Origin of the sequence: Nocardioides sp. NPDC058538 (genome assembly GCF_042719275.1) — a bacterium.
Lineage (GTDB): Bacteria > Actinomycetota > Actinomycetes > Propionibacteriales > Nocardioidaceae > Nocardioides.
In genome coordinates, this window is record NZ_JBHXNY010000038.1 from 1 (window position 1) to 26,564 (window position 26,564).

A 26,564-nucleotide genomic window follows, 5' to 3' on the forward strand; every position below is an offset into this window, starting at 1 on the left:
ATACCGAAGTATTTCGCGGCACAGGCCAACCGTCACGGAACCCACCCGGCGATTTTCAAATCGCAACAGCCACCTGGGCCGAGGCGCACCACTGGCTTGCCTGGGCCCAGGGAGGCGGAACCGACCTCGACAACGCCGCCCTGCTCTGCTCCCATCACCACCACCGCGCCCACGACACCGCGTACCCTCCACGAACGCCGACCCAGCGGCGACATCCGCTTCACCAGACGCAGATAGGCCGAGGACTCGCACCAGCTACCCACCGAGCCGGTCTCGGTGACGGCACGGAAAAGATGGCCTGAAGCCAATCCGATTCGCCCCGGTGGCCGAAGACCGGGTGGCGGCGCCTCTGCGCCGACCGCCCACTTCGACACCGAGGAGCCTGATGAGCAGTCCCGACCACGATCGCCGTCGGGTCGCGGTGGTGGGCAGCGGGGTGGCCGGCCTGACCGCGGCCTACGTCGCCTCCGGCCACAGCGTGGTGACCCTCTTCGAGGCCGACGACAGGCTGGGCGGCCATGCCGACACCCACCGCGTCACCGCGCCGGACGGGAGCGAGCTGGCGATCGACACCGGGTTCATCGTGCACAACCGGCGTACGTATCCGACCTTGCTCCGGCTCTTCGCCGAGCTCGACGTGCCGACGCAGGTCTCCGAGATGTCGATGTCGGTGCGTTCGCAGAGCGCCGACGTGGAGTACGCCGGCGCGCGCGGGCTGCGCGGGGTCCTACCCGACCGCCGCGCGTTCCGTCCGGCGCACCTGAAGATGCTCGCCGAGATCCCGCGGTTCCACCGGGCCGCCAGGGCGCTGCTCGCAAGCGACGAGCCCGACGATCGCACCCTCGAGGCGTTCCTGGACGAGCACGGATTCACCCCGCACTTCCGTCGCCATTTCATGGCACCGCTGGTCGCCGCGGTGTGGTCCTGCGACCCGGCCACCGCGCTGAGCTACCCGGCTCGCTACCTCTTCGAGTTCCTCAGCCACCACGGGATGCTGCAGGTCTTCGGCTCGCCGCGCTGGCGCACGGTCACCGGCGGGTCGGTGGCGTACGTCGAGAGGGTCGCCACCGCGATCCGTGACCGCGGCGGCCGGGTGCTGACCTCGACGAAGGTCGTGAATGTGGTCGAGACCGGCAGGGGGATCGAGATCACCGACGGCAACGGCCGCACCGAGCTCTTCGACGCGGCCGTGCTGGCGACCCATCCGGGACAATCGCTGGCGATGCTCGGCGAGCCCACGGCGGCCCAGCGGGAGATCCTGGGTGCGTTCCCGTACTCCGCCAACCAGGCTCAGCTGCACACCGACACCAGCCTGCTGCCGGCCAGCGAGCACATCCGGTCCTCGTGGAACCACCTGGAGCGACCGGGCCGCGGCCAGGTCACGGTCACCTACGACCTGACGAGGTTGATGCGGCTGCCGGCTCCCGGCGGCGTACGTCACCTGGTCACGCTCGGTGGTGCCGACCTGATCGACCCCGAGAAGGTCATCGCCACCATGGAGTACGAGCACCCGCTCTACACGCCGGAGTCGGTGGCCGCCCAGCGGCGCGCCGACGAGCTGGACTCCGACGCGCTGGCCTTCGCCGGCGCCTGGCGGGGCTGGGGGTTCCACGAGGACGGCGCCCGATCCGGTGCCCGGGCGGCCGAGCGGCTGGGGCTCTCCTGGACGGCCCCCGCGGAGCGGCCCGACGACGCGACCGGGGTGTATCGCACCACGATCAGCCACACCCGGCGCGGGCCGCTGCGGAACCGGTTCGTGCACCGCTCCCACTGGCAGGTGGTCGACCTGGAACGGCTGCCCGATCGCGGGCCCCTCGGCCGCTTCGAGGCACGCGATCATCTTGGCGACCCCGAGCTCTCGATCCGGGAGAACCTCGCCGCGTTCCTGAAGCTCCACGACATCGACGTGGGCGATGCGCGGGTGCTGATGGCGGCCCAGCCGAGGGCCTTCGGGTTCAGCTTCAACCCGATCAGCGCCTACTGGTGCACGGCAGCCTCCGGGAAGCCACTGGCCACCGTCGTCGAGGTGCACAACACCTACGGCGACCGGCACGCCTACCTCGTCCACCCCGACGAACGGCATCGGGCACAGGTCCCGAAGGCGATGTACGTCTCGCCGTTCCACGGCGTCGACGGCCACTACGAGCTGACCGTGCCGCCACCCGACGGGCGACTCCGGGTCGCCGTCCGACTCACCACCGAGGACGGGACCGTCTTCGACGCCTCCGTCCGCGGCTCCCGGGTCGAAGGACGGTTCGGGGACACGCTCCGTTCTGCTCCCGCCGCGTTTCTCGGCGCGGTCCTGATCCGCCTCCACGGCGTAGCGCTGTGGCTACGGCGCCTACCGGTCCAGAGAAGGCCGCTGCATCACCAAGAAGGAGTCCGATGAAGACCATCGAAGCCCCCACCGCGCAGACCTCGGTGGGAGAGCGCTGGCCCATGCTGGAGGAAGCACCCAGTGGGCTGGTGACCCGGGGCACGGCGGCTGCCGCCGCGACCGTCTTCCGGGCCGCAACGAAGCGGCTCGGGATCAGTGTGAGCGAGGACGGCAGACCGGCCGACATCGTGCTGCACCGGCCCGAGGAGTTCTACGCCAGGCTCAGCCGGCACGGGCTGATCGGCTTCGGCGAGGCGTACATGACAGGAGCCTGGGACGCCCCGGAGCTGGGGGAGACCCTGACCGTGCTGTGCCGGGACCTCGACGGTCTCCTGCCCGGGTGGGCGCAGCGGATGCGCGGGATCTACGAGCGGCGTCGCGGCGCGAAGGACCTGAACACACCGGAGAACGCGCGCGAGCACATCGGCCACCACTACGACCTGTCGAACGAGTTCTTCGCGCTCTTCCTGGACCCGACGATGAGCTACTCGGCGGGCCTCTTCTCGACCCTGCCCTCGACGGAGGACCTGGCGCTCGCCCAGCACCGCAAGATCGACCGGATCCTCGACGAGGCGAGAGTCGGACCCGGCACCCGTCTGCTCGAGATCGGGACCGGCTGGGGAGAGCTGGCCCTGCGGGCCGCCGCCCGGGGCGCTCAGGTCACCTCGGTGACCCTCTCGGTCGAGCAGGCCGCGCTGGCCCGGCGCCGGATCGGCGCGGCCGGTCTGGACCATCGGGTGGACGTGAAGCTGCGCGACTACCGGGCCGTGGACGGGACGTACGACGCGGTGGTCTCGGTCGAGATGATCGAGGCCGTCGGTGAACGGTTCTGGCCGGCCTACGTCGCAAAGATCGACGAGGTTCTGGCCCCGGGCGGCGCCGCGGTGATCCAGGCGATCACCATGCCGCACGACCGAATGCTCGCCACCCGGAAAACCGAGACCTGGATCACCAAGTACATCTTCCCCGGCGGGCTGCTCCCCTCGACCGAGGCGATCACCGGCGTCACCGAGGCACAAACCCGGCTCCGGCTGCGGAGCCGGCTCTCGTTCGGTGCCCACTATGCGGAGACCCTGCGGCGGTGGGATCTCGCGCTGCTCGATCGCGCCGAGGAGGTCCGGGCGCTCGGGTTCGACGAGACGTTCCTGCGGATGTGGCACTTCTACCTGGAGTACTCCCGGGCCGGGTTCGCCGCTGATTACATCGACGTCCAGCAGCTCACGTTCACCCGGGACGAGGCCCCGACCGGCGGGGGAGCCGGTCAGGGCCTCGGTCTCTGAGGCGGCGACTGATCAGCCGCCGCGCTGCTCGATGCTGTGCCGTTCGATGATGTGGGCGATCTCGGTGAAGCCTCGGTTGCGGGCGTGCTCGAGCGGGGTGACGCCGTCGCGGTCGGCGATGCCCGGATCGGCGCCGTTCTTGAGCAGGCTGCGGACGACGCGCTGCCAGCGGTCGGAGCCCTCGCCGAGGATGACGGCCTCGAGGAGGGCGGTCCAGCCGAGGTCGTTGACGTGGTCGATGTCGATCTCGGTGCGGGCGACCCGCTCCACGTAGTCCGCGTGGCCGCGCTCGCTGGCGGGGATGATCGAGAGGCCGCCGTAGCGGTTGCGTACGGTCAGGTCCGGGTCGACGCTGAGCAGCAGCTCGGCCATCGAGACGCTCCCGGTGACACCGGTGACCAGCCAGGGAGTGTCGTGCTGGCCGTCGAGGGCGTCCGGGTCGGCACCCAGGTGCACCAGCAGACGGGCCGTCTCGAGGTGGTCGTCGGTGACCGCGAGCAGCAGCGGCGTACGCCGGTTGCCGTCCCTGGTCTCCAGATCGGCGCCGCCACGTAGGGCCGCCGCGGCCGAGTCCGCGTCGCCCGAGACCGCCGCCCGCAAGAGCTGCTGGTCACCGTCGGCGACCCCGGCCGAAGCCGTACGCAGCGTCGACACGATCGCGTCGAAACCGCGCTCCTCGGCGTGCTCCAGGGCGGTCTTCCCGTCCCGGCCGGCCTCGATCGAGATGTCCACCCCGGCCGCGACGAGCACCCGTACGGTGTCGGCCGCGTCCGGGCCGTCGTCACCCAGGACGACCGCCTCGTGCAGGGCGGTCCAGCCCAGGTTGTTGACGTGATCAAGGTCGATCCCGGCCTGCACCAGACGCCCCACGATGTCGGCGTGGCCGCGCTCGGCGGCGCGGATCAGCGCGGTGCCGTCGTAGGAGTCCTTGGCGTCGACCTCGGCGCCGTTGCGGAGGGTCAGGTCGAGCAGGTCGACGTAGCCCTCGCTCGCGGCGATGAGGTAGGCGCTCTGCTGGGTCTCGTCCTCGTAGTCGACGTCGGCCCCGGCCTGGATCAGCTCGCGGGCACGGGTGACGTCGTTGTCCCACGCGGCCTTGATCAGCTGCTCGTTCATCCGCTGTCGCTCCTCGGGGCCGGGGGTGCTCTTCGCCGCCTTCGTCGGGGCGGACGCCGACGCGGAGCTCGATGGAGACGGTTCAGCGGTCTCCGACGGCGCCGCGGCGCAGCCTGCCAGAAGCACGGCCATCGCCGCGGCGGCGGTCGACCACCGCAGGTGTGGCCGCGCAGATGTGGACAGCGTCATCGCGGCATCCGGGCGGTGACGATCTCGTACGGCCCCTGCGCGGTCTGCTCGTCGAAGTGGCTGTCGACCAGCAGCAGCCTGCCGCCGAGCAGCTTGCCGGTGGTGAAGACGCGGTTCGGGTCGGTGGCACGGGAGGAGACGTGCTCCGCGGAGGTGGCGGAGGGGTTCAGCTCGAGATGCACGATCTCCTTGTCGAAGTTGCGGATCACCGCGAGGTCGCGCCCCTGCCGGATCAGACCGTCGGCGTTGCGCAGGTTCGCGCCGTCGGTGTCGATCTCGCTGACCTCGCCGGTGGCGACGGAGAAGCGCCACAGCTGCCCGGTGGTGCCCTGGGCGACCACGAACGCGGAGCGGTCCTGGCTCAGCACGATGCCACCGAGGTTGAAGCCCTCGACCGGGGTGATCAGCGAGCTGCCGTCGGCCCACTCGGTGGCCTGCCAGCCGTCCGCGCCCTCGGCGACGCGGATGATCGTCGGGTCGTTGGAGTTGGTGAAGTACGCAGCCCCGTCCGGCCCGATCGCGACATCGTTGAGGAACGCGTTGTTGTCGGGGACACGGAGGGCGGCGAGCAGCTCACCCTCGGGGCTGTAGACCCACAGGTCGGGGCGGTCGTTGCCGGTGCCGTTCGGCCCGCCGGCGATGTAGACGCGGCCCTCGCCGTCGACGGTGATGCCGCGAGCGGTGTAGCGGCCGTCGGTGCCGTCACCGGCCAGCCACTCCTCGGCCTGGGCACGGTCGGCCGAGCCACGCTGGATCTCGCCGCCGGTGACCTCGCTGACGTAGAACTTCCCGGACTCCTGGTCCACGCCGATGCCCTCGAACTTCGAGCCGCCCTGGGCGGACGGGTCGCCCTCGAGCAGGTAGCTCGCCGGGCGGCCGTTGCCCTGTGTGGCGTCGGCCTGGGCGGCGTTGGCTGGGGTGCCCATGCCGAGGGCGGTGAAGGACAGGGTGGCCGAGGCGGCGATGCCGGCCAGGCCGGCGAGGGCGGCGATTCGGGACGTACGCATGGTGGTGCTCCTCCGGTGTTCGGTGCTGTTGGTCGAGCTGATGCATCAACCATCGCCGTCAGGGAGGGGTCGAGACATCGGGTGACCGGCGACGTCTGGATAGCCGTTCGGCGACACCCCGGATAGCCGATCGGATGATGCCGGAGCCCCGCGACCGGCCTAGCCTGGAACGACCATGTCGACCGATACCGCGCCAGCTCCAGGACCCAGCGCCGGTGGGATCCTGGCCGGCCAGACTTTGCTCGACCGCTGGCTCCACATCTCGCTGGTGGTGCTCGTCATCGCCTCGGTAGCGCGCTACCTGCAGGGACACGGCCTCGGCGACCAGGCGGAGGTGGTCCTGCCCGGCGCCGCCGTCCTCCTGATCGCGTACGCCGCGGGCCGCCGTCTCGCCGGCACGGCCGCGGTCGTCTGGCTGGGCGCAGTGATCGCCTGCTGGACGGTGCTGGCGCTGATCGCGCCGTCGTTCTCGTGGGCGGCCGTGCCCCTGGTCTTCCTGGCGCTGCGGGTGCTGCCGTTCCGCTGGGCGGTGGCCGCCACGGTGTTCCTCGTCGCGGTGGTCGCGGTCGCCTGGAGCCGGATGACCGGCCTGGCCGACCCGACCGTGCTGCTCGGTCCGGTCTGTGTCGCCGTGCTCGCGGTGACCACCTACCGCGCGCTCGAGCGCGACGCGATGACTCGTCGTGCACTCCTCAACGAGCTCGAGGCGGCCCAGGACGAGGTCGCCGACGCCGAGCGCCGAGCCGGTGTCGTGGCCGAGCGCGCGCGGCTGAGCCGGGAGATCCATGACAGCGTCGCCCAGGGTCTGACCAGCATCAACCTGCTGCTCCAGGCAGCCGACCAGGAGTGGGAGTCGCGGCCGGCCGACGCCCGCAGCCACGTCGACCAGGCGGCCACCATGGCCCGCTCCTCGCTCGACGAGGCGCGCCGGGTCGTACGCGACCTCGCCCCCACCGAGCTGACCGGCGGATCGGCGCTGGCCACCGCCGTACGCCAGGTCGCCGACGACGTCGCCGCCACCACCGGCCTCAGCGTCCCGGTCCACGTCCACGGCGACCCGCACGAGGTCGGCGGGCGGGTGGCGACGGCAGTCGTACGCACCCTGCGGGGTGCGCTCGCCAACGTCGCCGAGCACGCCGGCGCGACCACGGCGGTCGTCTCCCTCACCTTCCACGAGGGCGGGGTCGCCCTGGACGTACGCGACGACGGAGCCGGGTTCGACGCAACCCGGCTGAAGGAGGAGCCCGACGGGCTGCGCGGACACGGCCTGGCCGGAATGCGGGCTCGCGCCCGCCTGCTGGGTGGAGACTTGGTCATCGAGAGCGCTCCGGGCGAGGGCACGGTGGTCGCGGCCTCGTTCGCTGCCGGACAGAGTCAGGGGGAGGAACGTCGTGGCTGAGCAACGCATCCGGGTGGTGCTGGTGGACGACCATCCGGTGGTCCGGGCAGGCGTACGCGCCCTGGTGGACGCCCAGGACGACCTGGACGTCGTCGGCGAGGCCGCCGACTCGGCCCGGGCCGTCGCGGTCGTCGGCGAGACCCGGCCGGACGTGGTGCTGATGGATCTCAGCCTCGGTGACGGACCGAGCGGGGCGGAGACCACCAGGCTGGTCCGCGAGCTGCCGTCGCCGCCGCACGTACTGGTGCTGACGACCTACGACACCGAGGCCGACGTTCTCGAGGCCGTCGACGCCGGCGCGGCGGGCTACCTGCTGAAGGACGCGCCGCCCGACGAGCTGTTCCGCGCCATCCGCGGCACCGCACGAGGAGAGACCGTGCTGGCCCCGTCGGTCGCGACCCGGCTGCTGCAGCGCGCCGCCTCGCCGGCGCCGAAGGTGAGCCCGCGCGAGGTCGAGATCCTGCGGCTGCTCGCCAAAGGCCTGGGCAACAAGGAGATGGCCCGCGAGCTGCTGGTCAGCGAGGCGACGGTCAAGTCGCATCTCTCCCACATCTACACCAAGCTCGGCGTCGACACCCGCGCCGGCGCCGTCGCCACGGCCATCGAGCGCCGCATCCTGCGACCCTGACCCTGGCCCTGACGCCGGCGCCCAGCGTCTCAGCAGGTCGCCAGCAGCATCGGCTCGAGCAGGAGACCGAGGTCGTAGATCGGGTCGGTGCTGTCCCAGTTGCGACCGGTCCAGCCGAGCGTGATCTGGCGGGTGCCGTCCGGTGAGCCCCAGCTGATCGACTGGGCACCCATGTGGGCGCCGTCATGGCCGTAGAGGTACTCGCCGGGGTTGCACGGGTCGGCGACCCGGTAGATCCCGAACCCGTAGTCAGGGTCGGTGCTGCCCGCGATCGGCGGCAGCATCTTCTCGACCGAGGCCGGGCTGAGCAGCTTCCCGGTGAGGAGCGACTCGTTGAGGTCGGCGAGGTCCTCGGTGGTGCTCGTCGCGGCCCCGGCGGCGTGGAAGATGCTCGGGTGCAGGTCGGTCATCGGCCGCCAGCTGCCCTCGTAGTGACCGGCGTCCTCGAGGAACGGGCCGCGGTTGCGGGCATCGGTCGGGTAGGCGCTCTGACGCATGCCTGCGGGTTCGAGCACCCGGTCGCGTACGAGATCCTCGATCCGCTCCCCGGTCTCCTTCTCGAGCATGACCCCGAGCGCGACATAGCCGTAGTTGGAGTAGGAGAAGTCGGTGCCGGGCTCGAAGAGCCAGCCGGCGCCGCGCATGAAGGCGAGGTGCTCGGCCTCGGAGTAGTACTGCCCGAGCGCGTCGATCAGCTGGTCCCACGAGCTCGGGTCCTCGACGCGATCGAAGAGGATCTCCTCGGGCCCGCGCGGGGCGCCGGAGGTGTGGTTGAGCAGGTGCTTGATCGTGACGCCGTCGGGGAAGGTGCCCGGGAGCAGGTCGTTCGCGGGCGTGTCCAGGGTCCAGCCGCCGCGCTCGACCTCCTGCATCACCAGGGTCGCGATCAGCGTCTTGGTGTTGCTGGCCACGTGGAACCTGTCGCCGGGCCTGACCGGCTTCTTCTTCCCGACCTCGCGTACGCCACCCGCCCCCGACCATTCCTGGCCGGGCGTCTCCACCCGGGCGGTCACGCCCACGGCGCCATCGGCGATGAACGCGTCGACGGCACGGTCGAGGTCGGCGGCCGTGGGAGTCGCCGACCGGGCCCGGAGACCCTGCCGCTCGCCGGCGGCCTTCTCGGCGATCGCGGTCGCCTCCCGGGTCAGTGCGGTCGGGTCCGGCGCGACCGCCGCCGCGGGCTCGGGATCGGGCTGGGCGTACGCGGCCGGTACGGCCGTCAGAGGAAGAAGCACCGCGGCGATCGCTGCGGTGCCCGTGCGGACGAGGGTCCGAGACATGGCTGCTCCTGTCGTCGTTGACGTTTCGCAGCCATCGTTCCGGGCCCGGGCGTACGCCCACATCAGCCTCGAGTCGGAGATCGAGGCGTTCTTGGTCAGTCCCGAAGCTGACGCCGCAGGGCGCGAGCGGCCTTGCCCTTGCGGGAGAAGAGGTCGCGGCGCTCGGCCGGGGTCATCGGGCCGAGCTTCTCGAGGACGGATGCGGGGAAGCCGGCGACCTCGGGGGCCTCGCCGATCGGCACGGTGGTGTGGACGACCGGCGCGCCGGGGACGTCGCCGACGCCCTCGTCGTAGAGGTGGACCAGCGAGATCGCCTGGTGGCCGTCGACGGAGGCGGAGTAGCGGTCGAGGGTCGCCGGCGCGGCGGTGTAGCAGCTCGCGGAGGCGACCGAGACCGGGAAGCCGGCGAAGGTGGTGAAGGTCGAGTAGTGCAGGTGACCTGCGAGAACAGCGCGTACGTCGGTCCCCGCCAGCACCTGAGCAAGCCGGTCCTGGCCGTCGAGCTCGATGATCACGCTGGCCTCGTTGAGGGGGAGCGGGACCGGCGGGTGATGCATCGTGAGCAGGGTGCCGTGTGGCGCCGGCTCGGCGAGCACATCGGCCAGCCAGTCGAGCTGCGGCTCGGTGATGTCGCCGTGGTGCCAGCCGGGCACGGTGGTGTCCAGGGCGATGATCCGTAGGCCGTCGATGTCGTAGACACGGTCCTGCGGTGCGTCGGAGGCCTCGCCGAAGAGCACCTCGGAGTAGACCTCCCGCTCGTCGTGGTTGCCCATCACCCAGATGATCTCGGCGCCGAGGTCCGCGGCGACCGGCTCGACCTGCTTCCGGAGGCGTACGTAGGCGTCGCGCTCACCCAGGTCGGCGAGGTCGCCGGTGAAGACGATCGCCTGCGGTGGGATCGTCATCCCCCGCAGCCGATCCAGCGCCCGCTCGAACCCGGGCGTCGGGTCGACCTTGCCGAAGATCCGCCGGTCCCCGGCATAGAGGTGGGGGTCGGAGAGGTGGGCGATCGTATGACGAGGAGAGGGATACTGGCCGAACTGCACGATGCCCAGCGTAGGACCGACTTGGAGGTTGGCAAGGAACTCTCAAGCGGGACTTGGAAGTTCCTGTCAACTTCCAACTCAAGCCACGTCTGAGTGGTAAGTTGACCGGTCATGGATCCGGAGAGGTACGACGCTCCGCAGTTCGGCAGGGCGACCCGCGAGCCGGGGAACAAGTGGGCCTACTGGTACTACAAACCCGCCCACATCCCGCGTGACCTGCCGTTACAGCCGCTCACCGTGAAGGCGCTCTCGGATGCCGACGCCGCGCTGGGGCGCCTCCAGGGAGTGAGCGCGCTGATCCAGGATCCCGAGCTGCTGATCGGGCCCTACCTGACCCAGGAGGCGGTCGCCTCCTCCCGGATCGAGGGCACCCAGACCTCTCTGGAGGAGGTCCTCCAGGACGAGGTCAGCGGTCAGGCGACCAGGAGCGAGGACGTCGCCGAGGTCAAGGCCTACCTCGCCGCGACCCGTCAGGGATTCGAGCTCATCAGGAGCTGGCCGCTCAGCCAGCGGCTCGTCCTCGAGCTCCACAAGACCCTCCTCACCGGTGTCCGGGGTCACGAGCGCCACCCCGGCGAGTTCCGGCGGAGCCCTGTCTGGGTCGGGTCGCCGACCGACAACCCCACCACCGCCGCGTACGTCCCACCCCTCCCGCCCGACCTGCCCGAGCTGATCGCCGACTGGGAGGCGTACGTCAACGTCCCCGATCTCAGTCCGACGCTGGTGCGGTGCGCGCTGATGCACTACCAGTTCGAGACGATCCACCCGTTCCTCGACGGCAACGGGCGCATCGGGCGGCTGCTGATCAACCTGATGCTGATGGAGGAGGGGCGGATGACCACCCCGCTGCTCTATCTCTCGGGCTACATCGAGGCCAACCGCCAGACCTACTACCAGCGGCTGCAGAGCGTCCGGGAGCGCGGTGAGATGCAGGAGTGGCTGCAGTTCTTCCTCACCGCGGTGCGACGTTCGGCCGAGGACGCCACAACCAGATCCGAGCGCCTGGTCGCGCTCCGGGAGAGCTATCTCGACGAGGCCGCCACCTCCCGTGCCAACCTGTCCGGGCTGGTCACGCTGCTGTTCGCCAACCCCTACCTGACCGTCAAGCGCGTCCAGGACGCGACGGGCCTGACCAACCAGGGTGCCCGCAACCTGATCCAGGACGCCGAGCGGCGTGGGTGGATCGAGGGCGCCGGCCGGTCGGGCCGCGGCGGCCGGCACTACTGGATCGCCAGAGCGGTGATGGACGTGATCGAGGAGCCACTGGCGTACGACTGAACATTCCTGAACACGACGGAAAACGTGCAGGTGGCCCCGGCTGTGCACGTATGCACGCCCAGGGCCACCTGTGTGACGTAGCCGAGCAGTCGGTAGGGGGTTGATCACTCGGCGATGGTCATGTTTCTCAGAAGGTGCCGAGCGCCAGCGGGTTCGGGACCTGGCCGACCGGGAGGCCGTCGAGGGCCGCGTTGTCCATCGGGAGCAGGAAGGAGACCTGGTCCATCTCGCGGTCGGACAGCTCGGAGGGCAGCGCACCGCCCATGATCTTGTCCATCACGATGCCGGGCGCGCCGACGTAGGCGCCGGAGACGACCAGGGCGGCACCGTTACCGACCTGGTGCGCGCCGCCGTCCCAGTTCACCCAGGCCTTCTTCTGCGCCGGGCTCAGCTCGTCGCCGGTGGCACCCATCAGGATGAGGCCCGGGGCGCCGACCCAGGCGCCGCTGACCATGCGAGCGGCGCCGCCGGTGGCCTGGCCGGCGCCACAGATGAAGCTGGCCCAGGCCTTCTGGCTCGAGGGCGAGAGGTCCGAGGCGCCGGAGGAGTTCTCGGCGATGCACTCGGCCTCGGTGCGGTTGTGGTGGGTGCCCTGGTCCGCCGTGGCGGTGCCGGTGGTCAGTGCGATGGCGACACCCGAGAAGGCGGCGACGGCCGCGGTGCGGCGGAGCAGCCCTGTCATCTTGTTCATTTCGTACCTTTCATCGATCAATTCGAATTGAAACATCACGCACGGACGCGACCCCCGGATCGATAACTGATGTCATCGATACGTTCGCATCCGGGAAGCGATGCTAAGAGGATCAACGGTTTCCATGGCAACTCGACACGGGTGTTTCTATGTCAAATAGTGACGAATGAAATGTAATGAAGTAATTTTCGACAACCTGCAACGTTCTTGTCTGGACGTGCGTAAATGCGCAGATGGCCCGGTCGTGCGCGAAGGCACGGCCGGGGCCATCTGGGGACGGCGCCGATCGGATCGTGGTGGGAGCTACGGTCGGTCGGCGGTCGTCATGTCGACGCTCAGAAGGACCCGAGAGGAGCCATCGGGTTCGGGATCTGGTCGGTGGAGACACCGTCGAGCGCCGGGCTGTCCTGCGGGATGAGGAACGTGACCTGCTCGAGCTCGCTCGGCGACAGGTCGCTCGGGGTCGCCCCGCCCGCGATCTGGTCGAGGATGATGCCGGGGGCACCGACGTAGGCGCCGGCGACCATCATGGCGGCGCCCTCACCGATCTTGTGGCCACCCTCGTCCCAGTTCTCCCAGGCCGCGAGCTGCTCCGGGGTCAGGGGCGAGCCGGTGGCGCCGGCGAGGATCAGGCCCGGGGCGCCGACCCAAGCACCGCTGACCATCTGGGAAGCACCGCCGGTGATGTAGGAACCACCGAGGATGAAGTCCTCCCAGGCCTTCTGCGAGGAGGGCGAGAGGTCGGAGGAGGAGACGCTGGCGGTGGCCGGCGCCGGAGCGGCGACGGCGGTGCCGGTGGTCAGTGCGACGGCGACACCCGAGAAGGCGGCGACGGCCGCGGCGCGGCGGAGCAGCCCTGTCTTCTTGCTCATTTCATACCTTTCATCGTCAATTCGAATCGATCGCAGCGCGGCCGCCGAGCTGATAACACTCGTTTCGACACGTCCGCGTGCGGTTCATGACGCTAGGGATGCTCACCGTGCGATGTTTCGTCCGACACGGCTTCGTGATTACCAAGTGGACGTAAACGTTCCATACCGCCGGGTAATACCATGCCCGGTCGGGTTAATGGATTCCTGGAATTCGTCGAGCGCGCTAGATTGCCGCGTCCTCTTCTCGGGACCCCCACCCATAAGGCATCGATGAGCTCGGCAACGTACGCACCCGTGATCGCTGATTCCCGTCGGCCGAGGAAGGGCGGCAGGGTCCTCCTGTCAGTGCTCATCGGCCTGCTCGGCGCACCACTCCTTCTCGTCGGAGCGGGCCTGGCCATCGCGGCCGGACCCGACGACGTCGTGATGGGCAAGGAGACCCCGATCGCGCAGGGCGCGGCGTACTCCACGCCGGAGGCGTTCGCCTTCGACCGGCTCCCGGTCACCGTGCGCGTGGAGGCGATGGGAGAGGCGTACGTCGGTGTCGGCAACCCGGTTGATGTGCTCGACGTCGTCAAGGGCACCAAGGCCGTCGAGATCGCCAAGACTCCGCTGACCAGGGTGAGCGGTGCGGCCGGCACGGGGGAGAACGTGCCGGATGCCTCCGAGGCACCGTGGTGGGACGAGACGGTCTCGGGCTCGGGGACCCAGGAGCTGAACGTGACGCTCACCGGGGAGCCGGTCTCGTTCCTGGCCGCGAGCGTGGACGGGGCGCCGATCAAGGTCGCCTTCGGCTATCGGCTCGATGGGATCTTCCTGGTCGCGCTGGGCATTGCGGGCTTCGGTGCCCTGCTGCTGATCGGCGCGGTCGTCCTGCTGGTGACCGGGAAGCGTGAACGCCGGGACCAGTGGCAGCCGCCCCGGCCACCGGTTTCGTACGTCCAGCCGCCCCACCTCGTCCAGCCGAGCTACCCGACCCAGCCGGCCCGTCCGGTCCTGACGGGGCCGGCGCCGGCTCGCCCGGCCATGCCGCGTCCGCCGGCCGGCGGGCTCTACCGCCGTTTGGGCGTAGCGGCCGGGATCGGCGTCGTGGCGTTCTCGCTGACTGGATGCTCGATGCCCGCGTCCGTCGAGCTCGACGAGGCCAGCAAGGTCTCGCTGCGGAGCGACGACGTCGGTGTGGTGATGCGGGACTGGAACGCGCGCAGCAACGAGGCCATCAGAGCCAACGGGCGCGGGAGATGGAAGGTCGAGGCATGGGACCAGGCCGCCACTGGTCCCATGCTCGCGGTGTTCCAGGCCGCGACGGTCGCTGCCAAGGCCACCGGCTACAAGCAGCGCTCGCGCACGTTCAACGTGGATGCGGGCCGGGTCTGGTCGGCGCAGCTCGGCGAGTATCCGATGTGGGCCATCGTGGAGATCAACGGCGGCGACCGGAGGTCTCCGCTGGCGGTCTACGAGCAGCAGGACGCCCTGTCGCCCTGGAAGCACCGTGGCGAGGTCAACGTCAAGGCGAGTGCCATCCCCACCGAGGTCGAGGGCGCCGCTCCGGTCTCCGCCGCCGATGCGAAGCGGGTCCAGGACGTCGCCGACGAGATCGACGCGTACCTCGGCAAGCCCAAGAGGGTCGAGGGTCTCGCCGGGCTCAAGAAGCTCCGGGCACCGCGACGCGAGATGGACGCGTACGTCGCGGAGATGGGTGTGGACACGGTCAAGACGACCGTGGAGGCATTCGACGAGACCGGACCGCGGATGGTGCAGACGCGCGAGGGCGTGTTCGCGATGCTGGAGTTCACCGTCGACAGCATCGTCGGCGGCCAGGGCACCGAGTGGGAGTGGAACCCGCCCTTCGACCAGTTCCGCAGCCGGGCCGGCAAGAACCTGTCCATCCGGACCGCGGTGACGGTCGCGGTGCTGGTGCCGAACGACGGCGATGCTTCGGTCCTCGGGGTCGAGTACGGCGAGATCCTGGGCGCGAAGGTGAAACTCTGACCCTCAGGGTTCATCCGCTGATCGCACGATGCTCGCGCGAGCGGCGGGTGGGCTTTTCTCTCGATGCCTAGCGTCGAGGCATGGATCATGCCGCGGCCGTGAGCCTGGCCATCGGCGCATGCGTCCTGTTCTCCCTCTCCGCCGCGGTTCAGCAGCGCGCCAGCGCGCTCGCGCCCGGCCGCAGCGGCGGAATGGCCGGCGTCGAGCAGCTGATGCTGGCGCTTGTGCGCAACCCGCTGTGGGTCACCGGCGCGGTGATCAACGCGATCGGGTTCGGGGTGCAGGCGGTCGCGCTCCACCTGGGGTCGGTCTCGGTGGTGCAGTCGGTGATGCCCACGCAGCTGCTCTTCGTGCTCGTCTTCGCCTCGATCACCGCCCGCCACTGGCCGACGGTCGCCGACTGGGTCAGTGGGGCCGCGATCTGTGGCGGCGTGATCCTGCTGGTCACCGACGACCATCGCGGCGGCACCTATGCCGACGTCGGCCGCGTCGCGCTCTTCGCCGGGTGTGTGGCGGTCGTGATCTGCGTACTCCTGCTGGTGGCGCACCGGTTCCCGCCGCCGGTCGCGGCGGCGACCACGGCGGTCGCGGCCGGCTGCTCGTTCGCCACCACCTCGGTGCTGCTGAAGATCACCGCCGACCGGGCCGCCACCGACGGCTTCCTCGGGCTGTTCACGCTGCCGGCGTTCTACGGGCTGCTGTGCACCTGCGGCCTCGGGATCGTGCTCACCCAGGCGGCCCTCGCCGCCGGCCCGCTGCCCTGGGCGATGGCGGCGATGACGATCACCAACCCCACCGTCTCGTACGTCGCCGCGGTGGTCGCCTTCGGCGCCTCGGCCCCGACGCTGTGGGTCGCGGTGAGCGCCGGGGCGCTGCTGGTCACCGGGATCGTCGGGCTCGCCCGGTCACGCTCGGCGGTGAGGTGGACGCCGGCGCAGCACGAGCGAACCGAGATCCGGGTGTCTTAGCGGTCCTGCATCGATCGCGGCCACGAGCGCCGCCTGGTCGACCTGGGCTTGAGGTGCTCGGGCAACGCGCTGATGTAGGGCGCGGCGTGCCGACACTCACCACAGGTGACGTCTCGATAGTCGTAGGAGGTCAGCGGATCTTCTCCGTACGCGCGACACACCGGGCCGAAGGAGTCGGCGAAGTGCGTGCGCTGTTTCGTCGTCAGCTCGCTCATGTGCGCCTCACGTGTCATGGCATGGAATGGTCACAGCAGGGTAACGGCGTCCCAACAGAAAGTGCGCTCCGACACCCTGAATACTTCACTCCGTTCACGCATAGCGCCGGGATCGCCGCGCCGCCTGTCGCTGCCGTGGGCGCGCGAGGAGATATGTCGGCGCGGTCTCCTGCGTGAGGCTCTCGTGAAGCTCCAGCATGTCCTCGATCGTGCGCGACCAGGGGAACTGCTCGGCCCGCTCGCGTGCCGCGTTGCGCGTGGCTCCGACCGGCCGCGAAGCGACGTCGATGACCGCGTCGGCAAGCGCCGCCGGATGGGCGGACGCCCAGGCTCCGCACCGGGGGTCGATGAGCTCCCGGGCGCCGCCGCGGTCTGCGGTGACCACCGGCGTACCGCTGGCAAGGGCTTCCAGGACGGCCAGTCCGAAGGTCTCGCGCGGGCAGACGGAGAGGGCCACGTCGGCCTCGGCCAGCGCCCGGGCGATCCGGTGGCGGTCGGAGACGTGCCCGTGGAAGACGACCGGCGCTCCGGCGGCGAGGGCCTCGATCTCGGCACGGTGCGGCCCGTCGCCGTAGACGTCCATGCGTACGTCGAACCCTCGCCGATGCAGCTCGACGGCCGTGGCGACGGCGAGGTCGGGAGACTTCTCGCGGGAGAGGCGGCCGACGTGGATGAGCCTCAGGGTGTCGTCGCGGTGCCCGAGGGAGGGCGAGAAGTTGTCGAGGTCGACGCCCAGCGGCACCTGCGCGATCGGGCAGCCGACGGTCGCGGCCAGCGGCTCGAACTCGTGCCGGGCGTAGTCGGAGGTCACCAGCACCTGGTCGAAGGAGCGCACCAGCATCCGGTTGAGCAGCGCGGTGGAGACCTTCGAGGTGGTGTCCATGCCGGTGTAGGTGGGCATGTACTCGTCGAGCCGCTCGTGGGAGAAGAGCACCGTCCCGATGCCCTGGCGCCGGGCCCAGCGGGAGACGGGCAGCATCGTGAACTTGTCGCTGACCTCGAGGCTCGTCGGGTTGAAGCGGGTCAGCACGTCGGTCACCCGCCACGGCTCGATGATCAGCCGGTAGCCGCCGCCCACGCGAGGCGCTCTCAGCTGCACCACCTCGCCGAGGTCGGTCGAGGTGACCGAGTCGTACGGACCGGGGACGACCAGAAGCCGGTCGTGGCCCGCCTCGAGATAGCCACGGGCGAGGGCCTCCAGAGCCGTCTTCATGCCGCCGGAGGTGGGGCCGACGAAGTTCGCGAGCTGAGCGATGAGCACGGCCACATCGTGTGGCATCGAGGTAGCCCTTCGGCGACCTCGATGTGACGTCGGCATGGCGAGGCAACGTACGAGATATCGTTGAAGATATGACCAACCTGGACGCGCACCCCATCCCCGTCGAGTGTGTCGGTGGAAACGGGGACGAAGGCGTCGAGATCCAGATCATCACTCCGCGCGACGTCCCGCTGGGTGGTCCACGAGCGATGAACGTACGCCGCACCCTGCCCGCCCGCTCGCGCTCGCTGATCGGCGCGTGGTGCTTCCTGGACCACTACGGTCCCGACGACGTCGTCGTCTCCGGCGGGATGGAGGTGCCGCCGCACCCGCACACCGGGCTGGCGACGGTCTCCTGGCTGTTCACCGGGGAGATCGAGCACCGCGACTCGGTCGGCACGGTCGCGATGGTGCGCCCGGGCGAGGTCAACCTGATGACCGCCGGGCGAGGGATCTCCCACTCGGAGAACTCCACCGCCGAGACCACCGTCCTGCACGGAGCGCAGCTGTGGGTTGCGCTGCCGGACGAGTACCGCGACGTCGAGCCGGGGTTCCAGAACCATGCGCCCACGCCGATCGAAGGTGATGGGGCGACCGTGCGGGTCTTCATGGGGTCGCTTCTCGGCGTCACCTCGCCGGTGCGGACCCACTCCGAGATCCTCGGCGCCGAGATCCTGCTCGAGCCCGGCACCCGGCTCGAGATCCCGGTCGACGAGCGGTTCGAGCACGGCGTACTCGTGGACACCGGCGAGGTGTCGATGACCGGCCTGGGCGCGTCCGGCCCGGCTTCGGCCGAGGTGGAGAAGGACTCCCTCGCCTACGCCCCTCCGGGCGCCACCACGCTGATCCTGCAGGCCGGTGAGGCGTGGACCCGGCTGCTCCTCCTCGGCGGTACGCCGTTCGGGGAGTCGATCATCATGTGGTGGAACTTCGTCGGGCGCACCCACGAGGAGGTCGTCGGTTTCCGCGAGGAGTGGCAGGGCCAGGTCACCCGCGGCGGTGGCGAGGTGGTCGAGGACTCCCAGGACGTGGCCGCAGGCCGTTTCGGTGTGGTCGAGGACAACCACCAGCGGCCGATCCCGGCACCCCCGCTGCCCAACGCCCGGCTCCGCTCACGGTCTTAGGTCGCGTCAGTGCTCGTGCTCGGTTCGTGCTTAGACTGCAGTCGTGAGTGACGAATCCTCAGACCCAGGGGTCGTGCTGGCCGTGGCGGTGGGCCGCAGCCGTAGCCAGGCGGCGGTCTTCGACCTCGCCGGGCGCGAGCTGGCCGGAGACACCCGTGACCACGAGGTCGGCATCTCCGCCGAGGTGCTGATGCCCGAGGTCGTCGAGCGGCTGACCAAGATGGTGACCTCGATCGACCTGCCGGTGCTGGCGATCGGGATGAGCCTGCCCGGCGTGGTCAACCCCGATCTCGGGATGAGCATCGACACCCCGGCGATGGGCGGCTGGGACGGCGTCCAGCTGGCCCCCTACTTCACCGCGCTGACCGACGCGCCACTCATCCTCGCCCACGACGCCCACGCGCTGGCGCGGTCGGAACTCTTCAACTCCGACCATCCCGTACGCAACGCCCTGGTCGTCAAGGCCTCGACCGGTCTCGGCATGGGCATCATCGTCGACGGCAAGGTCGTCACCGGCGCGCTCGGGGCAGCCGGCGAGATCGGCCACACCCGCATCGATGCGGCCGGAGACCGGCCCTGCCGCTGTGGCTCGACCGGCTGCCTGGAGACCGTCGCGTCCGGCTGGGCGCTCGCCCAGCGGCTGACGGACTCCGGGGTCCCCGCGGGCCACGTACGCGACCTGGTGGCCGCCGCGCTCGCCGGCGACGCCGTCGCGCGCGGGCTGCTGCGCGAGGGCGGACGACAGCTCGGCGAGGTCGTGGCCACGGCCGTCAACCTGCTCAACCCGGAGGTCGTCGTCATCGGCGGCGACATGGCCGGTGCCTTCGACCTCTACACCGCCGGGGTGCGGGAGAGCGTCTACGCCCGCTCCAACCCGATCGCCACCCGCGAGCTCACCTTCATGGCTCAGCTCCACGGCGACTCCTCGGGCCTGGTGGGCTGCGCCGCGATGGCGATCGAGTCCCTCTCCGACCCGCAGTGATCGTCGGCCTGCTCTGGCTGCTCGGGTGCCAGCTGGCCGGAACCGCGATCGTCGAGCTGACCGGGATCCCGCTGCCGGGTCCTGTGGTGGGGATGCTGCTGCTCTTCGTCGTCCTGGTCCTGCGGCGCCGTGACGGCGCGGACGACCCGGTGATCCAGGTCGGCGAATACTTCCTCTCCCACCTGCAGCTCTTCTTCATCCCGGCCGGAGTCGGCGTGATCGCCTACCTCGCGGTCATCCGCGACGCGGCGTTGCCGATCGTCGTCGCACTGCTCGGCTCCTGGTTCCTCGGGCTGGCCGTCGTCGGCTGGGTGCTCACCCTGTTCCTGCGCCGCGTGCCCGAGGTCACCGGCACCGAAGGCGCGCCGGGGGAGGAGATCGAATGAGCGTCATCCTGTGGCTGTTCGTGACGGTGGCTGCGTACGAGTTCGGGCGGTGGCTGCGCGCGCGGACCCATTCTCCGCTGGCCCAGCCGGTGGCGGTCGCGATCGTGATCGTCGGCACGCTGCTAGCGGTGAGCGGCACGACCTATGACGAATACGCAGACGCCACGACGCTGATCAGCTTCCTGCTCGGCCCGGCGACGGTCGCGCTGGCGATCCCGCTCTACCACCAGGTCGCGCGGCTGAAGGGGATGGTGGTGCCGGTCCTGGTCGCACTGACAGCCGGCGCGGTCGTGTCGATGGTCAGCGGCATCCTGCTGGTGCGCTGGCTCGGCGGCGGCGACGTACTGGAGCGGACGATGGCTCCGAAGGCCGTGACGACACCGGTGACGATCGAGCTGACCGAACGCCTGGGCGGCTATCCGGAGCTGTCGGCGGCCTTCGCGATCGTGATCGGGATCGTCGCCGCGATGGTCGCGCCTCGGGTGCTGACCCTGCTCCGGATCCGCGACCCGCGCGCTCGCGGCGTCGCCGTCGGCGCGGTCTCCCACGGCATCGGCACCGCCCGGATGCTCGAGGAGAGCCGGGTCGAGGGCGCCTTCTCCGGACTGGCGATGGGACTCACCGCGGTTGTGACATGTCTCCTGCTTCCGCTGGTGGCGTACTTCCTCCTCTGAGGGTCCCTGCGGCCTACCGTTGGTCTCATGGCCCGTGTGCACGCCTTCACCGATGACGTACTCGGCGCTCTCGACGCGGTCGGGGTCGCCGAGGCTCTGCGGCGCGGTGACTTCAGCACTCTCGAGGCGGTCGAGGCGTCCATCGCCCGGATCGAGGCGGTCGATGCCGCGCTCGGAGCGATGGCCTACCGCACCTTCGACCGGGCCCGGATCCAGGCGCGTGCTCCCCGGGCCGGCTTCTTCGCCGGCGTCCCCACGCTGATCAAGGACAACACCGACGTCGCCGGCGTGCCCACCAGGAACGGCACGGATTCGTACGTCATGCCGCCGGCCTCACGCAACGGTGAGATGACCAAGCTGCTCTTCAAGCTCGGGTTGCTGTCGCTGGGGAAGACCCAGCTCTCGGAGTTCGGGTTCTCGGGCACGGCCGAGCACGCGCGTCTCGGCGCGGTGCGCAACCCGTGGGACACCGGCCGCGTCGCGGGCGCTTCGTCGGCCGGCTCGGGGGCGCTGGTGGCCGCTGGTGCCGTACCGATCGCCCACGGTAACGACGGCGGCGGCTCGATCCGGATCCCGGCGGCTGCGTGCGGGTTGGTCGGGCTCAAGCCGACCCGCGACCGGCTGCCCCAGGACCCGCTCTACGGTCTGCTGCCGCTCAAGATCGTCACCGACGGCGTGCTGACCCGCTCGGTGCGCGACACCGCCGCCTTCTTCCGGGAGGCCGAGAAGGCGCACCACACCTCGCTGCCGCCGATCGGGGACGTCACCGGCCCCGGCTCGAAGCGGCTGCGCTGTGCCATCTTCACCGGTGCGCTCGGGCGCGACGCCAGTCCCGAGGTCGCCGAGCTGACGCTGAAGACCGCGGCGGTGCTGGAGGAGCTCGGCCACGCCGTCGAGACGGTGCCGCCGCCGGTGCCCGAGACCTTCGCCGACGACTTCGTCCTCTACTGGGGGACGCTCGCGGTCGCCCTGGTCAACGCCGGCCCGCTCCGCGGCAAGACCTGGGACCGCAGCCGGCTCGACAACCTCACGGTCGGCCTCGCCCAGCACACGCTCAAGAACGCCAAGTACGTCCCGGCCGCCATCGTCCGGCTGCGCAAGGCGCAGGCGATCGCGGAGGGGTTCCACGCCGCGTACGACGTCGTCCTGACGCCCACGGTCGCGCACGAGACCCCGGAGATCGGGCGGCTGGCGCCGGGCCAGGTCTACGAGCTGGTCATGAAGGGGCTGATGGACTGGGTCGCGTTCACGCCGTGGCAGAACGTCACCGGCGGGCCGGCGGTGTCGCTGCCGGTTCAACAGACCCTCGCCGGGCTTCCCCAGGGGATGATGTTCGGGGCGGCGCCGGGGCGTGAGCGAATGCTCCTCGAGCTGTCATATGAGCTCGAGGAGGCGATAGGTTTCGCGCGCATCTGGGAACCCGATCGAGGTGCCGAGGACCCCGCTGACCTGCGGTGATGCGGTCGGTGGAGGGAAGGGCCGTGTCGATTTGTTGAGCACGCCGCCCCTGCCGTAATGTTCTCTCACGCAACGCCCCTTTAGCTCAGTCGGCAGAGCGTCTCCATGGTAAGGAGAAGGTCTACGGTTCGATTCCGTAAAGGGGCTCTGAGTCCGTTAGGATTCTTGGGTTGAGGTCCCGCAGTAGGAATACTGCGGGCCTGATTCCTGTTGAGGCGGGGTAGCTCAGGCGGTTAGAGCGCACGACTCATAATCGTGAGGTCGCGGGTTCGATCCCCGCCCCCGCTACCGCCAAAGACCGCATCACCTCGATCAGCACCGTAAGGAAACTCCTGTGGCCAGCAAGAGCAGCGACGTTCGCCCGAAGATCACCCTCGCTTGCACCGAGTGCAAGGAGCGGAACTACATCTCGAAGAAGAACCGTCGGAACGACCCCGACCGTATCGAGCTCAAGAAGTACTGCCCGCGTGACCGCAAGCACACCGTGCACCGCGAGACCCGCTGAAGTCTGTCTTCTAGGCTGTGCTCACTTAAAAACAGAGCGCGACGCTGATCGGCGCTCCGAACGCCCCGCCCCGAGTTCCGGGAAGCGGGGCGTTCGTCATTTGCCGAGACGTCACTCCGGTCGGCCGAGACGTCAGTCCCGTCGGCCGAGTTGGCACCAGCCTGCCAACTCGACCGACCTATGTGACGTCTCGACCGACCTACGTGACGCCTCGGCCGACGTGGGTGACTTCTCGGCGGGCCACTAGAGTTGTGCACATGGCAGTTGATGGGTCGCTCGTAGGGCGCGCGTTTCCTCCGACCAGGCCCTATCGGGTCACCGAAGAGAAGGTACGGGAGTTCGCTGCCGCCACCGGGATGGGCTGGGAAAGCGGGGATCCAGTTCCGGCGACGTTCCCGATCGTGCTCGCCTTCGACGCGATGAACGCCTTCCTGGACGACGTCCAGGTGGAGCTGTCGCGGATCGTGCACGGCGAGCAGAAGTTCTCCTACGCCCGGCCGATCGCGCCGGGGGACGTGCTGGTCGCGACCCTGAGCGTCGCCTCGCTGCGCCAGATCGGCGGCAACGACATCATCGGCACGATCTCGGAGATCACCGACGACTCCGGTGCGGTCGTGTGCACCACCTCGGCCACCCTGGTGCACCGAGCGGCGGAGGTCGCGTGATGGCACTCGAAGCAGGCGCCGAGCTGGCTCCGAAGACCTACCCCGTCACCCGGGCGTCGCTGGTGCGCTACGCCGGCGCGAGCGGCGACTTCAACCCGATCCACTGGTCCGACCGGATCGCCACTGCCGTCGGCCTCCCCGGTGTGATCGCCCACGGCATGTTCACGATGGCGCTGGTCGCCCGAGCGGTATCGGAGTGGACCGACGGGGCCGAGGTCGTCGACTTCGGCGCCAAGTTCACCAACCCGGTCGTCGTGCCCGATGACGACGAGGGCACCTCGGTGACGATCAGCGGCACCGTGAAGTCGGTCGAGGACGGGCTGGCGACGATCGCCCTGACCGTCCTCTCCGGCGACCAGAAAGTCCTCGGCATGCCGAAGGTCTCCGTACGTGTCTGAGCTTCTCTCCCGACACACCACGTTCCATCTCGGCGGCCCGGCGGCGGAGTTCGTCACCGCGACCACCGAGGCGGAGATCACCGAGGCGGTGACCGCGGCCGACGCGGCCGGGAAGGACGTGCTCGTGCTCGGCGGTGGCAGCAACCTCGTGGTCGCCGACGCCGGCTTCCCGGGCACCGTCATCAAGCTGGCGACCACGGGTGTCGCGGCGGAGTCGGTCGAGGGTGGCGTACGCGTCACGGTGGCTGCCGGCGAGACCTGGGACGACTTCGTGACGACCGCCGTCGACAAGGGCTGGAGCGGCGTCGAGGCGCTCTCCGGCATCCCCGGCAGCGTGGGCGCGACCCCGATCCAGAACGTCGGTGCGTACGGCCAGGACGTCTCCCAGACCATCACCTCGGTCAAGGTGTTCGACCGCGAGCTCCGCGAGGTGCGGAGCTTCACCGCCGGGGAGTGCGGGTTCGGCTATCGGTGGTCGCGGTTCAAGGCGCGACCCGGGCGCTACGTGGTCCTCGAGGTCACCTTCCGGCTCGGCACCGACGGCGAGACCGGCTCCCCGATCGCGTACGCCCAGCTCGCCGGCACCCTTGGCGTCGAGCAGGGCACCCGGGTGCCGTCCAAGCAGATCCGCGAGGCCGTGCTGTCCCTGCGTCGCAGCAAGGGCATGGTCATCGACGAGGCCGACCACGACACCTGGTCGGCGGGCTCGTTCTTCACCAACCCCGTGGTCGCCCCCGAGGACGTGCCCGAGGGCGCTCCGGCCTACGCCCAGCCCGACGGCACGGTGAAGACCTCCGCCGCCTGGCTCATCGACCACGCCGGCTTCAAGAAGGGCCACGGCAACCGATGCGTGTCGCTCTCCACGAAGCACACCCTCGCCCTCACCAACCGCGGCGAGGGCACCACCGAGGACCTGCTCGCCCTGGCGAGAGAGGTACGCGACGGGGTCGAGGCGGCGTACGGGATCGTGCTCGTCAACGAGCCCGTCATGCTCGGCGTGGAGCTCTAGGAGCGACCAGCCCGGACTCGTAGGCGAACACGACGAGCTGGGCGCGGTCGCGCGCGTGCAGCTTGGTCATCGCCCGGTTGATGTGGGTCTTGGCGGTCAGCACGCTGATCACCATGGCCTCGGCGACCTGGTCGTTGGTCATGCCCCGGGCGACCAGCGCGACCGCCTCGCGCTCCCGGTTGGTGAGCTCGGCGAGCCCGAGGGGAGCGTCGGCAGGGGAGGGCTGGCTGACGTAGTGATCGATCAGCGCGCGGGTCACCGACGGCGCGAGCAGGGCATCGCCTCGCGCCGCGACCCGCACCGCGTGCACGAAGTCCTCCGGCTGGACGTCCTTGACGAGGAACCCGGCGGCGCCGGCGCGCAGCGCTTCGAGGACGTACTCGTCCATGCCGTAGTTGGTCAGGATCACGACGTGCACGTCAGCGAGCGCCGGATCGGCGGCGATCCGCCGGGTGGCCTCGAGCCCGTCGGCCACGGGCATCTGGATGTCGACCATCGCCACGTCAGGCAGGTGCTCGCGGGCGAGCGCCACCGCCTCGACGCCGTCGGCGGCCTCGGCGACCACCTCGATGTCGCCCTCGATGTCGAGAAGGGCGCGGAAACCGCTGCGGATGAGCGGCTGGTCGTCGACCAGGAGCACCCGGATCACGACGTACGCTCCACCGGCAGCCGAGCCTCGACCATGAAACCGCCCTCCTCGCGGGGCTGCGCCCGCAGCTGACCTCCGAGGGCGGAGACCCGCTCCCGCATCCCGAGCAGCCCGATGCCGGGCACGGTCGTGGCCGGGGCGCCGGTGCCGTTGTCCTCGACCCGGATCCCGAGGGAGTCGGGTCGGTGGTCGATGTGGACCGACGCTGTGGTGGCCGCGGCGTGGCGGGTCACGTTGGTCAACGCCTCCTGGACGATCCGGTAGGCCGTCCGGCCCACCGCGACCGGCACCGCGCCAGGCTGTCCGTCGACGGTCAGCGTGACGTCCAGCCCGGTGGATCCGACCGATCCCACCAGGTCGCGTACGTCCTCGAGGCCCCGCGGCGGGTTCGGATCGTCGTCACGCAGCGCCCTCAGGGTGGCCCGCAGCTCACGGGCGGCCTCGCGTCCGGCCTCCCGGATCGCCAGCAGCGACTCGGGGACCTCCTCGCCACGCCGCTGGGCGACATGGACGGCGGCCTCGGACTGGACCTTGATGACCGAGATCTGGTGGGTGAGGGAGTCGTGCAGCTCGCGAGCGATGTGCAGGCGCTCGTCGTCGGCCCGGCGCCGGGCCGCGGCCTCCCGGGTGCGCTCGGCCTCGTCGGCACGCCGCTCGGCCTGCCGGAGTGCCTCGCCGGCGGCGCCCGCCGCGATCAGCCAGGCGATCTCCAGGGCGCCACGCGCCTGCTCGGAGGCGGCGCCGAGGTCACCCACGGAGGCGTACGCCACCAGGAACAGCCCGCTCTGCATCACCACCGCGGCCAGCACCGTGACCAGCCGGTGCCCCTCCCGCACGGCTGCGTAGACCGCGACCAGGAACGCGATCACCGCGACGTCGAACCCGAGCGCCTGGAAGGCCAGCCCGCACGCGCCGCTGGCGACCAGCACGGCGATCGGTGCCCGGCGCCGGAGGACCAGGACCAGACCGCTCGCGACCAGGGCGGCGTAGCCGAGAAGCTCGTAGCCGGAGCCGGGTTGATCGCCGCTCAGCGCAGCAGCGAGCTGGGCCACGGCCACACCAGCGGCGATGACCCAGTCTCCGACCGTGATCCGCTGCCTGGCCATGCGAGCAGGATA

At 70.3% G+C, this 26,564-nt stretch carries 27 protein-coding genes and 2 tRNA genes; 19 read left to right on the top strand and 10 right to left on the bottom strand.

Annotated features, from left to right (window positions below; genetic code table 11):
• Window positions 1–59 precede the first annotated feature (59 nt).
• From ACFWQC_RS24075 to ACFWQC_RS24085, 3 genes are all read left to right on the top strand, one after another.
• Complete coding sequence (locus ACFWQC_RS24075) at window positions 60–302, top strand: HNH endonuclease (protein WP_378684061.1); 243 nt, start codon at window positions 60–62, stop codon at window positions 300–302.
• Window positions 303–385: 83 nt separating this feature from the next.
• Window positions 386–2,389, top strand: coding sequence for an FAD-dependent oxidoreductase (locus ACFWQC_RS24080; RefSeq protein WP_378683941.1), 2,004 nt, complete (start codon window positions 386–388; stop codon window positions 2,387–2,389).
• Window positions 2,386–3,657 carry a class I SAM-dependent methyltransferase gene (locus ACFWQC_RS24085; protein ID WP_378683944.1) on the top strand — a complete coding sequence of 424 codons (1,272 nt, stop codon included), beginning with the start codon at window positions 2,386–2,388 and terminating at the stop codon, window positions 3,655–3,657. The genes ACFWQC_RS24080 and ACFWQC_RS24085 overlap by 4 nt, the downstream gene beginning before the upstream one ends.
• Window positions 3,658–3,669: 12 nt before the next feature.
• Here the strand turns inward: ACFWQC_RS24085 and ACFWQC_RS24090 are convergent, their stop codons facing one another.
• Both ACFWQC_RS24090 and ACFWQC_RS24095 read right to left on the bottom strand, forming a co-directional pair.
• Window positions 3,670–4,962 (bottom strand): ankyrin repeat domain-containing protein, encoded by a 1,293-nt coding sequence (locus ACFWQC_RS24090; protein WP_378683946.1) that lies wholly within the window; start codon window positions 4,960–4,962, stop codon window positions 3,670–3,672.
• A complete protein-coding gene (locus tag ACFWQC_RS24095) occupies window positions 4,959–5,969 on the bottom strand; it encodes an SMP-30/gluconolactonase/LRE family protein (RefSeq protein ID WP_378683949.1) in 1,011 nt (336 codons plus the stop codon). The genes ACFWQC_RS24090 and ACFWQC_RS24095 overlap by 4 nt, the downstream gene beginning before the upstream one ends.
• Window positions 5,970–6,144: 175 nt before the next feature.
• Between ACFWQC_RS24095 and ACFWQC_RS24100 the strand changes: the two genes are divergently transcribed.
• Both ACFWQC_RS24100 and ACFWQC_RS24105 read left to right on the top strand, forming a co-directional pair.
• Window positions 6,145–7,368: a sensor histidine kinase gene (locus tag ACFWQC_RS24100; protein WP_378683952.1), complete on the top strand. Its 1,224-nt coding sequence runs from the start codon at window positions 6,145–6,147 to the stop codon at window positions 7,366–7,368.
• A complete protein-coding gene (locus tag ACFWQC_RS24105; protein WP_378683955.1) occupies window positions 7,361–7,996 on the top strand; it encodes a response regulator in 636 nt (211 codons plus the stop codon). The genes ACFWQC_RS24100 and ACFWQC_RS24105 overlap by 8 nt, the downstream gene beginning before the upstream one ends.
• 29 nt (window positions 7,997–8,025) lie before the next feature.
• Here the strand turns inward: ACFWQC_RS24105 and ACFWQC_RS24110 are convergent, their stop codons facing one another.
• Window positions 8,026–9,276: a serine hydrolase domain-containing protein gene (locus tag ACFWQC_RS24110; RefSeq protein WP_378683958.1), complete on the bottom strand. Its 1,251-nt coding sequence runs from the start codon at window positions 9,274–9,276 to the stop codon at window positions 8,026–8,028.
• A gap of 95 nt (window positions 9,277–9,371) precedes the next feature.
• Window positions 9,372–10,322 (bottom strand): metallophosphoesterase, encoded by a 951-nt coding sequence (locus ACFWQC_RS24115; RefSeq protein WP_378683961.1) that lies wholly within the window; start codon window positions 10,320–10,322, stop codon window positions 9,372–9,374.
• Window positions 10,323–10,433: 111 nt separating this feature from the next.
• On the opposite strand from ACFWQC_RS24115, the gene ACFWQC_RS24120 reads away from it, so the two are divergent.
• Window positions 10,434–11,600, top strand: a complete 1,167-nt coding sequence (locus ACFWQC_RS24120; protein WP_378683964.1) for a Fic family protein — start codon at window positions 10,434–10,436, stop codon at window positions 11,598–11,600.
• A gap of 127 nt (window positions 11,601–11,727) precedes the next feature.
• Here the strand turns inward: ACFWQC_RS24120 and ACFWQC_RS24125 are convergent, their stop codons facing one another.
• Together ACFWQC_RS24125 and ACFWQC_RS24130 are read right to left on the bottom strand one after the other, a co-directional pair.
• Entirely contained in the window at window positions 11,728–12,291 is a 564-nt protein-coding gene (locus ACFWQC_RS24125; protein WP_378683966.1) for a type III effector, read from the bottom strand.
• Between the two features lie 335 nt (window positions 12,292–12,626).
• The gene (locus ACFWQC_RS24130) at window positions 12,627–13,163 is read right to left on the bottom strand and encodes a type III effector (RefSeq protein WP_378683969.1); all 537 of its coding nucleotides are present in this window, start codon (window positions 13,161–13,163) and stop codon (window positions 12,627–12,629) included.
• Between the two features lie 270 nt (window positions 13,164–13,433).
• Here ACFWQC_RS24130 and ACFWQC_RS24135 point away from each other — a divergent pair, with 270 nt between their 5' ends.
• Both ACFWQC_RS24135 and ACFWQC_RS24140 read left to right on the top strand, forming a co-directional pair.
• Complete coding sequence (locus tag ACFWQC_RS24135) at window positions 13,434–15,155, top strand: hypothetical protein (RefSeq protein WP_378683971.1); 1,722 nt, start codon at window positions 13,434–13,436, stop codon at window positions 15,153–15,155.
• Window positions 15,156–15,235: 80 nt separating this feature from the next.
• Window positions 15,236–16,123, top strand: a complete 888-nt coding sequence (locus ACFWQC_RS24140; RefSeq protein WP_378683974.1) for a DMT family transporter — start codon at window positions 15,236–15,238, stop codon at window positions 16,121–16,123.
• On the opposite strand, the gene ACFWQC_RS24145 is transcribed toward ACFWQC_RS24140, so the two are convergent.
• Window positions 16,120–16,338, bottom strand: a complete 219-nt coding sequence (locus ACFWQC_RS24145; RefSeq protein WP_355228159.1) for a hypothetical protein — start codon at window positions 16,336–16,338, stop codon at window positions 16,120–16,122. The genes ACFWQC_RS24140 and ACFWQC_RS24145 overlap by 4 nt on opposite strands.
• A gap of 94 nt (window positions 16,339–16,432) precedes the next feature.
• Window positions 16,433–17,617 carry a glycosyltransferase gene (locus tag ACFWQC_RS24150; RefSeq protein ID WP_378683978.1) on the bottom strand — a complete coding sequence of 395 codons (1,185 nt, stop codon included), beginning with the start codon at window positions 17,615–17,617 and terminating at the stop codon, window positions 16,433–16,435.
• A 71-nt stretch (window positions 17,618–17,688) separates the two neighbouring features.
• On the opposite strand from ACFWQC_RS24150, the gene ACFWQC_RS24155 reads away from it, so the two are divergent.
• From ACFWQC_RS24155 to ACFWQC_RS24205, 11 genes are all read left to right on the top strand, one after another.
• Window positions 17,689–18,720 carry a pirin family protein gene (locus ACFWQC_RS24155; protein WP_378683980.1) on the top strand — a complete coding sequence of 344 codons (1,032 nt, stop codon included), beginning with the start codon at window positions 17,689–17,691 and terminating at the stop codon, window positions 18,718–18,720.
• Window positions 18,721–18,763: 43 nt separating this feature from the next.
• Window positions 18,764–19,702, top strand: coding sequence for an ROK family protein (locus ACFWQC_RS24160; protein ID WP_378683983.1), 939 nt, complete (start codon window positions 18,764–18,766; stop codon window positions 19,700–19,702).
• The gene (locus tag ACFWQC_RS24165) at window positions 19,699–20,088 is read left to right on the top strand and encodes a CidA/LrgA family protein (RefSeq protein WP_378683985.1); all 390 of its coding nucleotides are present in this window, start codon (window positions 19,699–19,701) and stop codon (window positions 20,086–20,088) included. The genes ACFWQC_RS24160 and ACFWQC_RS24165 overlap by 4 nt, the downstream gene beginning before the upstream one ends.
• Entirely contained in the window at window positions 20,085–20,762 is a 678-nt protein-coding gene (locus ACFWQC_RS24170; RefSeq protein WP_378683987.1) for an LrgB family protein, read from the top strand. The genes ACFWQC_RS24165 and ACFWQC_RS24170 overlap by 4 nt, the downstream gene beginning before the upstream one ends.
• Before the next feature lie 27 nt (window positions 20,763–20,789).
• Window positions 20,790–22,220, top strand: coding sequence for an amidase (locus tag ACFWQC_RS24175; protein ID WP_378683990.1), 1,431 nt, complete (start codon window positions 20,790–20,792; stop codon window positions 22,218–22,220).
• A gap of 74 nt (window positions 22,221–22,294) precedes the next feature.
• A tRNA-Thr gene (locus tag ACFWQC_RS24180) sits at window positions 22,295–22,367 on the top strand.
• 67 nt (window positions 22,368–22,434) lie between these two features.
• Window positions 22,435–22,508, top strand: a tRNA-Met gene (locus ACFWQC_RS24185).
• Between the two features lie 46 nt (window positions 22,509–22,554).
• A complete protein-coding gene (gene rpmG / locus ACFWQC_RS24190) occupies window positions 22,555–22,725 on the top strand; it encodes a 50S ribosomal protein L33 (protein WP_045551858.1) in 171 nt (56 codons plus the stop codon).
• 257 nt (window positions 22,726–22,982) lie between these two features.
• Window positions 22,983–23,390, top strand: coding sequence for a MaoC family dehydratase N-terminal domain-containing protein (locus ACFWQC_RS24195; protein ID WP_378683993.1), 408 nt, complete (start codon window positions 22,983–22,985; stop codon window positions 23,388–23,390).
• Window positions 23,390–23,788 (top strand): MaoC/PaaZ C-terminal domain-containing protein, encoded by a 399-nt coding sequence (locus ACFWQC_RS24200; protein ID WP_355228146.1) that lies wholly within the window; start codon window positions 23,390–23,392, stop codon window positions 23,786–23,788. The genes ACFWQC_RS24195 and ACFWQC_RS24200 overlap by 1 nt, the downstream gene beginning before the upstream one ends.
• On the top strand, window positions 23,781–24,797 hold the full coding sequence (locus ACFWQC_RS24205; protein ID WP_378683997.1) for a UDP-N-acetylmuramate dehydrogenase: 1,017 nt from the start codon (window positions 23,781–23,783) through the stop codon (window positions 24,795–24,797). The genes ACFWQC_RS24200 and ACFWQC_RS24205 overlap by 8 nt, the downstream gene beginning before the upstream one ends.
• Here ACFWQC_RS24205 and ACFWQC_RS24210 read toward each other — a convergent pair.
• The gene (locus tag ACFWQC_RS24210) at window positions 24,775–25,446 is read right to left on the bottom strand and encodes a response regulator (protein ID WP_378684000.1); all 672 of its coding nucleotides are present in this window, start codon (window positions 25,444–25,446) and stop codon (window positions 24,775–24,777) included. The genes ACFWQC_RS24205 and ACFWQC_RS24210 overlap by 23 nt on opposite strands.
• On the bottom strand, window positions 25,443–26,552 hold the full coding sequence (locus ACFWQC_RS24215) for a sensor histidine kinase (RefSeq protein ID WP_378684003.1): 1,110 nt from the start codon (window positions 26,550–26,552) through the stop codon (window positions 25,443–25,445). Before ACFWQC_RS24215 ends, ACFWQC_RS24210 begins: the two co-directional genes overlap by 4 nt.
• Window positions 26,553–26,564 lie beyond the last annotated feature (12 nt).